At 30.0% G+C, this 13,569-nt stretch carries 13 protein-coding genes; 1 reads left to right on the top strand and 12 read right to left on the bottom strand.

Annotation, left to right across the window (positions count from 1 at the left end):
* Position 1: 1 nt before the first annotated feature.
* The 8 genes from ACKGJI_RS08600 to ACKGJI_RS08565 form a co-directional block, all read right to left on the bottom strand.
* A complete protein-coding gene (locus ACKGJI_RS08600; RefSeq protein ID WP_458699876.1) occupies positions 2–2,302 on the bottom strand; it encodes a tetratricopeptide repeat protein in 2,301 nt (766 codons plus the stop codon).
* 17 nt (positions 2,303–2,319) lie between these two features.
* Positions 2,320–3,564, bottom strand: coding sequence for a serine--tRNA ligase (serS, locus tag ACKGJI_RS08595; RefSeq protein WP_458699875.1), 1,245 nt, complete (start codon positions 3,562–3,564; stop codon positions 2,320–2,322).
* Positions 3,565–3,572: 8 nt separating this feature from the next.
* Positions 3,573–4,538 (bottom strand): tryptophan--tRNA ligase, encoded by a 966-nt coding sequence (trpS, locus tag ACKGJI_RS08590; protein WP_458699874.1) that lies wholly within the window; start codon positions 4,536–4,538, stop codon positions 3,573–3,575.
* A gap of 230 nt (positions 4,539–4,768) precedes the next feature.
* Positions 4,769–5,275 (bottom strand): shikimate kinase, encoded by a 507-nt coding sequence (locus ACKGJI_RS08585; protein ID WP_458699873.1) that lies wholly within the window; start codon positions 5,273–5,275, stop codon positions 4,769–4,771.
* Positions 5,276–5,332: 57 nt separating this feature from the next.
* Complete coding sequence (der, locus tag ACKGJI_RS08580) at positions 5,333–6,718, bottom strand: ribosome biogenesis GTPase Der (protein WP_458699872.1); 1,386 nt, start codon at positions 6,716–6,718, stop codon at positions 5,333–5,335.
* Positions 6,719–6,805: 87 nt separating this feature from the next.
* Positions 6,806–8,980 carry a heavy metal translocating P-type ATPase gene (locus ACKGJI_RS08575; RefSeq protein WP_458699871.1) on the bottom strand — a complete coding sequence of 725 codons (2,175 nt, stop codon included), beginning with the start codon at positions 8,978–8,980 and terminating at the stop codon, positions 6,806–6,808.
* Entirely contained in the window at positions 8,962–9,327 is a 366-nt protein-coding gene (locus ACKGJI_RS08570) for an ArsR/SmtB family transcription factor (protein ID WP_458699870.1), read from the bottom strand. The genes ACKGJI_RS08575 and ACKGJI_RS08570 overlap by 19 nt, the downstream gene beginning before the upstream one ends.
* The gene (locus ACKGJI_RS08565; RefSeq protein ID WP_458699869.1) at positions 9,320–9,526 is read right to left on the bottom strand and encodes a heavy-metal-associated domain-containing protein; all 207 of its coding nucleotides are present in this window, start codon (positions 9,524–9,526) and stop codon (positions 9,320–9,322) included. The genes ACKGJI_RS08570 and ACKGJI_RS08565 overlap by 8 nt, the downstream gene beginning before the upstream one ends.
* 156 nt (positions 9,527–9,682) lie before the next feature.
* Between ACKGJI_RS08565 and ACKGJI_RS08560 the strand changes: the two genes are divergently transcribed.
* Positions 9,683–10,408, top strand: coding sequence for a DUF4395 domain-containing protein (locus tag ACKGJI_RS08560; protein WP_458699868.1), 726 nt, complete (start codon positions 9,683–9,685; stop codon positions 10,406–10,408).
* Positions 10,409–10,414: 6 nt separating this feature from the next.
* On the opposite strand, the gene ACKGJI_RS08555 is transcribed toward ACKGJI_RS08560, so the two are convergent.
* The 4 genes from ACKGJI_RS08555 to ACKGJI_RS08540 form a co-directional block, all read right to left on the bottom strand.
* Positions 10,415–11,494 (bottom strand): mechanosensitive ion channel family protein, encoded by a 1,080-nt coding sequence (locus ACKGJI_RS08555; RefSeq protein ID WP_458699867.1) that lies wholly within the window; start codon positions 11,492–11,494, stop codon positions 10,415–10,417.
* Positions 11,495–11,566: 72 nt separating this feature from the next.
* Positions 11,567–12,253, bottom strand: coding sequence for an aspartate/glutamate racemase family protein (locus tag ACKGJI_RS08550; protein WP_458699866.1), 687 nt, complete (start codon positions 12,251–12,253; stop codon positions 11,567–11,569).
* Positions 12,254–12,385: 132 nt separating this feature from the next.
* Positions 12,386–12,907 carry a hypothetical protein gene (locus tag ACKGJI_RS08545; protein ID WP_458699865.1) on the bottom strand — a complete coding sequence of 174 codons (522 nt, stop codon included), beginning with the start codon at positions 12,905–12,907 and terminating at the stop codon, positions 12,386–12,388.
* Between the two features lie 76 nt (positions 12,908–12,983).
* Positions 12,984–13,568, bottom strand: coding sequence for a TetR/AcrR family transcriptional regulator (locus ACKGJI_RS08540; protein WP_458699864.1), 585 nt, complete (start codon positions 13,566–13,568; stop codon positions 12,984–12,986).
* Position 13,569 lies beyond the last annotated feature (1 nt).

The following is a 13,569-nucleotide window of genomic DNA, read 5'->3' as shown; positions in this document are numbered from 1 at the left end:
TCTACTTATCTATTTCAAAACTAAAGTAGCGTGATTGAAATCCTTGATCACCTACTTTATTATATTGTATGATAGCTCCATCCCAGTTTTCAATCTCTTGGTATAAAAGGCCAAGAGCATATCTTGCTTCATAATTCTTTGGATTTGTTAATTTTGAAAGCTCTAACAAGGCTACTGCATTTTCAACATGTCTAGCCCCAATACTTGCAACTGCTGCTAAAAAGATTGTTGCACTGTCATTTTTGCCCATTTCATCTATTAGCTTGTTATACAAAACATAAGCTTCTTCGAAATTATGAGTGTATATATCAACATAAGCAAGTGTTTGAGTGATTGCTGGTATATCATTTCTCTCTAATTTCGCTTTTTTTATAAGAGCTTCTCTTTCATGATGGAGTAAGCCACCAATTTGTAGTAATTTTACATAGTTTTCTTGAACTAGTCTAGCTCCATAGTAAAATGCATCATAATCCAAATCAAACTTTTTAAACTCTATTTGAATTGCTTTTGCATACTCTTTAATGTCATTTTTTTTGTATTTTGCATTAAAATTTAAGATATTTGCCATAATATCTTTTGGTAGGATTGACTTTAAAAGAGTAGATTTTTGACGGTAAGCTTTTTCATTAAATATTTTGTGAGCGATAATAGTATCAAATACTAGATTTAAAGGTGTTTCTGGTTTTTCTTCTTCAAGCCATCTTGTCATTGATAATTGATTATTATCTGTTAAATGAAGCAAAGAGCTAAATAGATTGGTTTTTGGAAGCTTTTCATCACTATCTATACTGTTTGATACATCTTCTCTTAGTTTTTTAATATCTTCATTGATTATTTGACCTGCCATGATAGCAAATATACCAGCTAAATAATTATTTGTATTTAAGTGATAACTCTTTTTAAAATGAGCATAAGCTTTTTCATAAGCACCCATTTGTGCATAAGTTAAAGCTAAATTATAGTGCAAAATCGAGTGCTTTGGATAATCATCAATCATTTTTAAAAAGATTTTATTTGCTTGTTCAGTGTGATGAGCAAGGGCTTTTTTTATACCTCTAGAAATTGATATATTTACTTTTGAGATAGTAGAACTTCTTTTTAGATATGAAAGTGCTGGACCAATTTCATCTAAAAATATATTAATACTTCCTTTTCTTATGTAATCGACTGTTTGTTTTGCATTGAAAACTTTAAATGGAGCGTAATAAAAAAGCAATCCATATGTTCTTTGGTTATCAAAAAATAGAGTTTTATCAAACTCATTTTGTGCAATATTTATATCAAACAGTGATTTTTTTAAAATGGTTTTTATGGGATACACTTTTAAAGCTTTATCATTATAGAGTTTGAGCATATCTTTCATCAAATCAGCACTAGTTTTTAGGTTACCAAGTTTATTTTCGACTAAAGCAAGAGCTGCTTTTACATGTAAAGGATTGTGTGTATTTTGTGTGGCTTTTGTAAGGTAATTTTTTGCTACTTTAAACTCACCCAACCTTGCGTATAATAGCCCTAAAGTAAGAGCATCATCAATTTTTGCAGTACTTTCTAGCTTGCCTACTGCTTTGTAATTCATATTGAGTGATGCTAAAATTTTTGAAGATAGATATTTTTCTTCATAGTTGTAAAACTTACTACTTGGATGTTTAAAAGATGCTAATGCCTCGTAGTAGTAGTCTTTGTAGTAGTTTATCAAGCCCATATAATATGAGTATAAAGGAGCATTTATCTCAAGTGGCAAGTAAGAATAAGCAAGGTCAACATAGTATTTAAAAAGATTGTAGTCTTTTAACTCAAGTGCTGCAACAGCTGAGTTTATAGAACTTACACATCTTTGTTCTCCATTATTTATTGCTTGCTTGAAAGCTTCAATTGCACCTTTATAATTTTTCTCTTTGAGCCTTGCTACTCCAATGTTATAGTAAGATATAGACTCATTAAAAGTTGCGATTTTTTCATATATTTTTAGTGCCTCTTCTTTGTTTCCTCTTTCATAAAGAAGATTTGCTTTTTTAATCATATTTTCTAAATGTGATGGAGAAAACTGTGGTAAGTTTGTTTTCTTGTTGATTTTCTCAACGATTTGAGTTGTGTTTATGTCAGCTACATTTGTATCATTGTTACTATTTTTGAAGAGAATTATAACTACTATTATGATGATGAGTAAAACAATACCAGATATTCCTCCAATGATGAGAAATTTTTTCTTTTTGTTATCTGGTAAAATCTTTTTCTTTTCTTCTTTTGGTGAGGCTTCTTCCTCATCATCAGTTTCTAAGATTATAATCTCTTCTTCAGCCATTTAGTATCCTAATAGTTTTACATGTAAGGCTCTAAAACCTTTGGAATTTTTATACTTCCATCTTCTTGTTGATAATTTTCCATAATGGCAATCAGTGTTCTTCCTACTGCTAAACTAGAGCCATTTAGGGTATGAACTAGTTTGTTTTTCTTACCATCTTTATATCTTATTTTAGCTCTTCTTGCTTGAAAATCAAGTGTATTTGAAATTGAACTTATCTCTCTGTATTTTCCTTGTCCTGGTAACCAAACTTCTAAATCCACAGTCTTTGCTGCGCTAAATCCAAGATCGCCACCACAAAGCATAACTTTTCTATGGGCAAGCCCAAGACTAGAGAGCAAATCACTAGCACAATTTACCATTTCAGTAAAAACATCCTCGCTTTGGCTTGGTTCACTAATGGCTACTAATTCTACTTTAGAAAATTGATGCTGTCTTATCATACCTCTAGTATCTCTTCCTGCACTACCTGCTTCTTTTCTAAAGCACTCAGTATATGAAGTCATTTTGATAGGCAAATCACTGCTTTCTAGTATCTCATCATTAAAAAGGTTTGTAACAGGAACTTCAGCTGTTGGTATCAAAAACAGATCTTCTCCATCAATTTTAAATAAATCATCTTCAAATTTTGGAAGTTGGCCTGTTCCCATAAGAGTATTTCTATTTACAATATATGGAACCATGACCTCTTTAAAGCCTCGCTCTTCATTAAACTTAATCATATAATTAATCAAAGCTCTAGCAACTTTTGCTCCATCAAATCTAACTACTGTAAATCTACTCTTAGATAGCTTTACTCCTCTTTTAAAATCAAGCCAGCCATTTAGCTCAGCTAACTCCCAATGCTCTTTTGGAGTAAAGTTAAATGTTGGAGGTGTTAGGATTTTTTCAAGTTCTACATTGTCTTCATCACTATCTCCCTCAGGTACACTATCATCAGGAACATTAGGGATTGTAGTTGCTATTGAAGTTAGATTTTCTTCTAACTCTTTTACAACTTCATTTGCTTTTGCAATTTGTTCTTTGTTTTTAGAGAGTTCATCTTTAAGCTCATTAATGTCTTTGCCTTCTTTTGCATAAACACCAAACATTTTACTCTTTTTATTTTGCTCAGCCTGAAGCTCTTCAAGTGCTTTTCTTTCTTCTTTTAGCTTTAATGAAATCCCTTTTAGTTTTTCTAAGATAGCCTCATCAACTTTTTTCTTTCTAAGTTTTTGTGCAATTTCATCAAAATTATTTTGTAATAGTTTTATATCTAACATTTTTTCCCTTATCTATAAATGCCAACAGCATCTCTAATAATTTTCATTTTTTCACTTGCTATTTTTTTAGCTTTATTTGCTCCGTTATCTAGTATATCGTACACTTCATTTATGTTATTTAGGTAGTACTCTCGTTTTTCTCTAGCCTCACTAAAATAATCCCAAATAAGCTCTTTTAGATACATTTTAAAGTGGCCATAACCCTCTCCACCTTTTTCATATCTTGCTTTTAATTCATCTATCCCATCTTCATCTAAAAATAGTTTTGCCAAAGCAAAGACATTACATGTAGACCAATCTTTTGGATCTTCAAGGGCAGTTGAATCAGTTATAATTTTTCCTACTGTTTTTTTAAGTTGTTTATCTGTACAAAATATATCTATAGTGTTGCCATAACTCTTACTCATCTTAGCACCGTCCAAACCTGGAACTGTTGCTACATTTTCATCAACTCTAAATTCTGGTATAGTAAAAATTTCTCCATGAGTATTGTTAAACTTTTGAGCTATATCTCTAGTCATTTCAACATGCTGGATTTGATCTTTCCCAACAGGAATTATGTTCGCATCATATAAAAGAATATCAGCTGCCATTAAAACTGGATAAGAAAATAAAGAGTGATTAGCTGCAATTCCTTTAGCAACTTTATCTTTGTAACTATGAGCTCTTTCAAGCAGTCCCATAGGAGTATAACTAGATAAAATCCAATAAAGCTCAAGTACCTCTTTTACATCTGATTGAGCGTAAAATGTAGTTTTATTTGGATCAATTCCAAGTGCCAAGAAGTTTATAGCAGCATCAAGTGTGTTTTCTTTTAAAGCTTTTCCATCATTTAGGCTAGTTAGCGCATGATAGTTTGCTATAAAGATAAATAAATCACTACTATCTTGCAAATCTTTCATCTGTTTTATTGCCCCAAAATAATTACCAAGGTGAAGGGCACCTGAGGGCTGAATACCTGTTAAAACTCTCATAAAAATCCTCTTGTTTTTTGCAAAGATTATACCCAAACTATACTTATCTAACGCTGTTAGTATGGTGATTTATAGTAATTAAAGTTTAAGTTTTATACCAAATTTTATCGGTTCTTGGGACATTTACTTGTGCAAGGACGCACAAATTGTCCAAAGCCTCGGAAAAAATGCAAGGATGCATTTTTGAGAATGAGATAAAGTTTGGTATAAAACTTAAACTTTTACTAGTGTTAGACTTTTTTTAAAATCTCTTTAGCTATCTCTTTGGGAGTTTTATTTTCTACATGTATAATGATGTCAGCTTTATTTTTGTATTGTGAAGTTCTTTCTTTAAAAAGTGCTTTTGCTTTTTCTAAATCTTTTAAAAGTGGTCGCTTAGCCAATTTTTTTTCAGCATTGGGAGAACTTTTTAGTCTTTCTAAAATAGCTTCAAAACTAGAGTTTAGATATATGACTTTTCCAATTTTATTTAAATTAGGAACTTTAAAAAAGCCACCTCCAGTTGAAATTATGCTCTTTTTTACTGAACCCTCAAGCCAAATGGCAGTTTTTTTCTCTAATTCTCTAAAATATTCTTCGCCATTTTCTTCAAAAATAGTTTTGATTTTGCGATTTTCTAAACTCTCTATCAAATCATCAGTATCAAGGGCAAATAAACCACTTTGTTTTGAAAGTTCTCTTGCGATTGTGCCTTTACCAACTCCCATAAATCCAATTAAAATGATGTTCTTAGCCATTAACTTTTCCCTTCTGCCTTGCAGAATTAAAAAAGCCAAGCATTTGGCTTTTTCTTATCATTCTTCATCCCTCTCACCTTTTTTTCTTGCATATAAAAGTACTGGAGTTCCTTCAAGCTCAAATCTTTCTCTTAGTTTATTTACCAAATATCTTTTATAGCTAAAGTGAAGTGCTTTTGGTCTGTTCATAACTAAAACAATTTTAGGAGGTTTTACTTCGTATTGTGTTGCAAAGTAGATTTTAACCTCTTTAGTAGCATCACTTGGCATATGGTGTCTAATGGTTGCTTCTTTAAATAACTCATTTAACTTTGATGTAGGAATTCTACTTGAGTAGTTTTTATAGACTTGAAGTATCAAATCTTTTATTTTATAAACTCTTTTTTTTGTAAGCGCTGAAACTGTTATAATAGGGGCATAAGATAAAAATTTAAATCTATATCTAATCTCATCAACAACTTTTTCATAACTATCATACGCCTTGTCCCATTTGTTTAATACTATGATTACACCTAAATTGTTTTTATCAGCTAAGCTTGCTATCCTCTCATCAAGTTCGCGAAATGGCTCGCTAGCATCTAAAACTAAAAGTGCAATATCAGCATTTTCAAGCATAGAATTTGTTCTTAAAAGAGCGTATCTTTCAATCCCTTCGATTTTTCCCCTTCTTCTAAGCCCAGCAGTATCAACAAAGTTTAAAATCTTATCTTCATACTCTATGGCTTCATCAACTGGGTCTATTGTAGTTCCAGCAATGCTACTAACAACAGCTCTTTCTTCTCCAACTAAAGCATTTAAAAGAGAGCTTTTACCGACATTTACTCTTCCAATAATTCCTATATTTATTTGGTTTGATTCTTCTTCTATCTCTTCTTTTTCTTCATCTTCACTAGCTAGTAGTGATTCTAAATCAATATCTTCATCATCTTCTAATTCAAGTTCATTTTGTACTTCAATTTCAGGTAAAAAACCTTCAATCCAATTTAAAAGCGCATTTACACCTCTATTGTGAGAAACTGATACAGCAAATACATTTTCAGCTCCAAATTCACTAAACTCCCAAGCTCTTTCCATCTCTTTGTCATTATCAATTTTATTGATTACTAGTGCTATTGGTTTGTTGTAGCTTTGAAGCGAGTAAAAAATCTTTTTTTCTTCATCACTTGGAAGAAGCTTTCCATCAACCATCATTAAAATAATATCTGCTTTGTTTGCAGCTTCTAATGATTTTGTTTTTACATTTTCAAACAGTTCATTTGAATTATCAAGTCCGCCTGTATCTAATATGACACATGGTTTATCATTTATCAAAACTTCATGGTCTTTTACATCTCTTGTTGTACCGCTAAAATCTGATGTTATTGCTATTCTTTGTTTTGCTATTCTATTAAAAAGTGAGCTTTTACCAACATTTGGTAAGCCTATAATCGCTATGGTTTTCATAATTGCCTTTGTCTAGTGTATCTTCGCATTAGACTTCTTTACTCATATTCGTCATAAAGAAGTCTATAGATTATAACATACTTTTACTTATAGCTTTGAAAACTTAAGCCTTAGAGAGTTTAGTACAACTGTTACAGAGCTAAAACTCATAGCAATTCCTGCGTACATTGGACTTAGCATGATTCCAAAAAATGGATATAAAATTCCAGCTGCTATTGGTATGCCTATGGAGTTGTAAAAAAATGCCCAAAATAAATTTTGTTTTATTGTTTTCATGGTTTTAATTGAAAGATTTAGACTTTTACTAACAGCATTTAGTTTGTTATTTACTAAGATTATATCTCCTGCGTCTTTTGTGATATCTGAGCCACTTGCTAAGACTACGCCAATATCTGCTTGTTTGATGGATATGCTATCGTTTATGCCATCTCCAACAAACATGACTTTTGCTTCTTTTTGTAAATCTTTAATAACCTTGTATTTCTCATCTGGTAAAACTTCAGCATAAACTAAATCAATTCCGATTTTAGATGCAACTTTTTTTGCTGTTATTTCATTGTCTCCTGTTAGTAGTATTGGTGTGATATGGTTTTGTTTTAGATGAGTTATCATCTCTTTTGCATCATCTTTTATACCATCTTTTAAAGATATTACTCCTACACATTTATCATCAATTCCAGCTAGTATTGCACCACTTCCATCATCTAGAAATTTTTCTAAAATCTCTTGTTGGTTTTTATCTACATGTAGATTTTCTTTTTCAAATAAAGCCATATTTCCAATTACAATTTTTTTATCTTTAGTATAAGCGATTAGCCCAAAACCAGGCTCGATTTTTATCTCATCAATTTTTATATCTGTTTTTATATTGTTTTTCTTAGCCCAAGTAACTATAGCTTTGCTTATTGGGTGTTCACTTTGTACTTCAGCTGAACAAATAAGAGGAAGATACTCATCTTCTACATTCATTTTATCTACTTCAATTTCACCTTTTGTAATAGTTCCAGTTTTATCAAAAATTGCAAATTTTATATCTCTTATGATTTCTAGTACTTCAGGGTTTTTTATAAGTATTCCTTCTTTGGCACCTTTTCCAACTGAACTTACTATTGCTATTGGTGTGGCAAGTCCAAGTGCACATGGACAAGATATTATAAGTACGCTGATCGACGCTAAAATAGCACTTTTTAAATCACCTACAAAAAATGCCCATATGATAAAAGTTAAGATAGAGATCCCAATCACAGTTGGAACAAAAATATTTGCAACTTTATCTGCAAATCTAGCAATCGGCATTTTTTTGTTTTGAGCTTCGTTTAATAAAGAGATGATTTGAGATAATTTCGTATCGTTTGGCTCTTTTTTAACTTCTACTTTTATGATTCCATTTTGATTGATTGTACCGGCTATGACCTCATCTTGTATTGTTTTTGTTTTGGGCATTGGCTCGCCAGTTATCATAGATGTGTCAATCTCAGCTGTTCCTTCAATCACAACTCCATCAGCTGGTATTACTTCGCCTTGTTTTACAAGTACTATATCTTTTACATGTAGATCTTTTGCGTTTACTTCTGTAACTTCATGGTTTTTTACCAAATTTGCTTTATTTGGAGCTAAATCCATAAGTGCTTTTAAAAAATTTGTAGCTTTTGCTTTACTTCTTTCTTCTAAAAGTCTTCCCAAAAGTACAAATGTGATTATCACTGCCGCACCATCAAAATAGACAAATCTAAGATTTTGTGGGAATAAATCTGGGAAAAGTACAACAAAAGCAGAGTAAAAATAAGCTGCACTTGTTCCAAGAGCTACTAATACATTCATATCATAGTTTTTATGTTTTATTGCACTAAAGGCAAGATTGTAAAATCTCTTACCAACATAAAATTGAACAACGCTTCCAAGTCCTAGTAAAATGTATTCGTTTTTTATAATGCTTACAGGAAAAAACATAAATATAAATATATAAAGAGTAAAAAAAGCTGATACGAAAAAGGTGCTTTTTAGTTTTTTGTAGCTTTTTTCTTTCTCTTTTTCCAATGCTTCAAGATCCTCAACTACTCCATATCCTAGCTTTTTTATTTTTTCTATTATTTTTGTTTTATCTACCTTGCTGGTATCTATAACAAATTCTCCAGCGTTTGATGCAAAGTTTACAGTTGAACTCTCTACACCATCAAGCTTATTAACTACTCTTTTGATACCATTAGAACAGTTTACACAGGTCATTCCTGATATATTTAGATTTATTTTTTCTTTTGGCATTTGTTGTTACCTTCTAGTATGATTTGAAGTATCTTTTTTACATCATCATTTATGATACGATAAAATGACATTTTTTTATCTTTTGTAAAAGTTACTATGTTGTATTTTTTTAAAACTCTTAGTTGTTGAGATACATGAGATTGCGGGATTTGTAGTAGATTTACCATTTCGCCTACGCATATTTCATACTTGAGTAGGGCAAAGAGGATTTTGGCTCTAGTAGGATCACTTAGAGCCTTAAATATACAAGTGATATTTTCTATATCAGAATCATTAGGAATGATTTTTAAAATATCAGGTATATAGCTTATATCTTCACAACAAGATCTAATGAGTTTTTCACTCATCAATAACCTCAAAACCTAAATCACTCATTTCTTCTTTGAACTTTGCTTTAGCATTGTCATCTGCAATTTCTACTGTAACTTCTTTTGGTTCTACATCTAAATTGACAACAAGTTCTCCAAAATCATCTTCAAGTGAACCTTTGATGAGGTTTGCACAGTTTTCGCAATTGATATTTTTTGCTTTAAAAGTTTGTTTCATGATAATTCCTTCATATGTTTAATTTTTCATATGAAAATCTTATCATATAAATATTTAAATTTTTATTAGATTTATCAAAATTTAATATATGAGTATTAGTTAATTTTATATTTAAAAATATAAGATAAAATTGTTAAAAAATACCTAGGGTTTACAATGAGCAAAATTTTTAGTTTTGGTGAGAATGTAGCTGAATATGATTTTAAAGTTATAAATGAAAATGATGCAAGGGCAAGTGCAGGGATAATGTTTTTATTGGGGATAATCAGCTTATTTTCTGTTTTTTTAACAAGAAGTTTATTTTGGGCTGAATTGTTTTCTATCACATTTATAATCGAATTTTTTATTAGAGTTTTTGTAAATCCAAAATATGCCCCATATATGTTATTAGGCTCGTTAATCGTTTCAAATCAAGAGCCAAATTGGGTAGAAGCAAAACCTAAAAAATTTGCATGGACACTAGGTGTAGTTTTAGGTTTAATTATGGCTTATTTTATAATTTTAGATTTAGTAGCCCCTGCAAGGTTGCTAATATGTGTTGTATGTTTAATTTTACTTTTTTTAGAATCTTCCTTTGGAATATGTCTTGGATGTTTACTTTATAGTAAATTAAATGTCAAATTAGAAAAATGCCCTGGAGGTGTTTGTGAAGCAGGAGTTATAAAAGACAATAAATTCAAAGTATTACTTTTATCAATGTTTTTAGTTCTGTTTTTAGGTATTTATTTTTATTTAAACAACTATAAATATAAAAATACATTAACAACAAACAATGTCGAAAAAAAAGAGATAACCCATACCAGTAAAGGCGATTGTATTGCACCTCAATGGGCTATAGATATGGGGCATGAAAAAATGTGGAAAGAGCACAATTGTAAATAAAATTTACTAAATCATCTCATTTTCTTTTGGCATACTCTCAATATATAGTGATTGTGATGGAAATGCAAAAGAGCAACCATTGTCTTCAACTATTTTCATGATTTTAAGGTTTACATTTTCTCTTACTTTTAAATACTCTGCCCAATTTGTAGTTTTTGTAAAGAAGTAACAAAATAGGCTCAAAGAACTATCTTGAAACTCATCAAAGTAGACCATAATAACATCAGGGTGAATATCAGGATGATTTTTAAGCATTTCTCTTATATCACTTAAAACTTTTTCAAGTTGCTCAGTGTTTGTAGAGTAGGTTAGTCCTAATCTCATCTTGATTCTTCTTTTTCCCATCTTTGACCAATTGGTTATGGCTGAGTTTGCAATAACCGCGTTTGGAACACTTACTAAGGCTTGTGCAAAAGTTCTTACTCTAGTTGATCTTATCCCAATACTCTCAATCGTTCCTTCAACCTCGGGTGTTAGAATCCAATCTCCTTTTTTAAATGGCTTATCAGTAAATATAACAAGTGAACCAAAAAGATTTGCAGCAGTATCTTTAGCAGCAAGGGCAAATGCCATACCAACAAGACCAAGTGAAGCTACAAATGCTCCAACATTGATGCCCCAACCCTCTAAGATAGTCATACCACCAATAACAAGTATGATAACTTTTAAAAATTTGATGATAAAATTTGAAACATCATCACTTAATTCTTTTCCAAATTTACTTGAAAAACTAGTAAATATAAAAGAAAATTCATTTACAGCACGATAAAGCACCCAAAAAATAGTAAATACAACAAGAGTTCTTTCTATGTTTGATGCAATTTGTTTAAATCCTGCTATATTTATCCACATTTCAGCTAGATAAAATCCCATAATCAATATAGAAAGTTCTAAAGGAGGCTCTATTATCTTTAGTAATTTATCATCCAATAAGGTTTCTGTTTTTGATGTAAAATGTTTAATACTTTTGATAATAATCTTGCTGAGTTGAATTTTCAAAAAATAAGCAATAAACAGTATACCAATAGCTATGATTATATCTAAAACTTTTATATCAAACAGAGTATAATTTAGTAACTCTTGCACTTAAAATCCTTGTTAGAAAGTTATGTACAATTATATTTAAAAATTTCTTTATAGTAGCTATAAAACAGTTTTTTATTTTTCTAAGGCATACTCTACTGCTTGCATTGCATGTATGTGTGTTGTATCAAAAACTTTGATTTTTAAGTCCTCTTGAGATATCAAAAGTCCTATTTCAGTGCAACCTAAAATCACACCTTGTACAGATTTGTGTTTATTGATAATGTCAAGATAGATTTTTTTTGATTCTTTAGAAATTTTACCTAAACATAATTCATCATATATGATTTTGTGGATTATGTCTATATCTTCTTTACTTGGTATAGATACATTTATATCTTCATCTATCAATATTTGCTTGTAAAAATTTTCTGTCATTGTAAATTTAGTACCAAGTAGTAAAACATTTTTGATTTTACATTTTTTTATTTCATTAGCAGTTGCCTTAGCAATGTGCAAAAAGGGTATTTTTATAAATTTTTGAATTTGAGGTAAGAGTTTATGCATCGTATTTGTACATATCACAATAAAATCAGCCCCAGCATTTTGCAAAGACAAACAAGCATCTATAAGTATTTTTCCAGCTTCATCCCAACGATTTTGATGTTGTAGTTTTTCTATCTCTTCAAAATTTACTGTAAATAAGATAGACTTTGCATTGTTTTGATTGCCCAACAAAGCATTTGTATGTTCGTTGATAATCTTATAATATAACAAACTAGATTCCCAACTCATTCCACCCAATAATCCGATTGTTTTCATTGCATTTACCTAATATTATGTTTTTTATTTTAACCAATTGTTGTGAAAATATTTTGGCTAAGATACTTCTTTTGACGTTTAAAATGAGCCGATGAATTGCCCACAGGGTAATTTATTGGCTCCACTGATTTGTTATCTTTTTATTGTGTATGCTGTTAAAATTCTACCATTTCGTAACATAAAACCAGCATGTTCAATAGAATCAAATATATCTTTATCACTCCAGCCTATGTGATAAAGTTCATTAAAATCACTTTTATTAAAATTTTTGCTGTCAAATATCGCTTTTATACTTTTGACAGCCAATAATTTATGCTTATCATCAAATGGTATTTGTGACAAATCTGATTTTGAACTATTTATAACTTCAAGATCATAGTTTCTATTTTGAAGTAGTTGTGTATTAAATCCAATGCAATATTTAAAACCTTCTTGATTTGCAATAAATAATCTTAGAAATCCAAAATAATCAGGATTGATTGTTTTGTGATTTATAAGTTTAAAGACATATAATAAGAAATCTTTTAAGATATTTACATCAATATTTCCAAGTAATTCAAAATTTGGTGGTACACTACCAAACATTTTTTTTATTTTTGAGTTAATCTCTTCTAATTCTCTAGATTGTTCTTGATTGTTAATTTTAATAAACATATTTTATCCTTTAATTGGACCAATTGGTCTGTTTAAAGAATATTAAAATACTTTTGCTTAAAATAGACTGAACGGTCTAGTCTGTTTTTAATGATTTTAGATATTGTTTCAGGTGATTTATATTGTTATTAAATCTTTTTTGCGAAGATTGATTTGAACTCAAAGATAATGCTCCCCAAGTAGATGTAATGATAAACTCGGATAGTGAATTTATATCAGTTTGTTTGATTTCCTTGTTTTTAATTGATTTATCAAGTAGTACATTTATTCTGCTTTGTATGTTTACAAATATATTATTTAATTCTTTTTCAAAATCTTTATCTGAGTTTGATAACTCTATATTTAATCTATTTAACGGGCAATTATACTTTACTAAATTTTCATTATTTGATATTTTTTCTATTGTTTCAATGATTAAATCAATTGAGCTTTTTGTGTCATCATTCTCAAGTAAAAAAAGCATATCCATTTTTGGAGATAATCTTTCTTTTATCATGGTGAGTACTAACTCTTTTTTTGATTTAAAATAATGATATAAAGAACCTTTTGGGATGTTACATTCTTTTAGAATTGTAGAAATTCCTGTGGCATTGTACCCATGTTGATAAATTATAGAAAATGTTACATCTAGTATTAAGTCTCTTGTTTGCTTTTTTATCATT

The organism is Sulfurospirillum sp. 1307 (assembly GCF_054408545.1).
The sequence above is the reverse complement of the archived record's forward strand: the minus strand, read 5'-3'. Positions and strand labels throughout refer to the sequence as shown.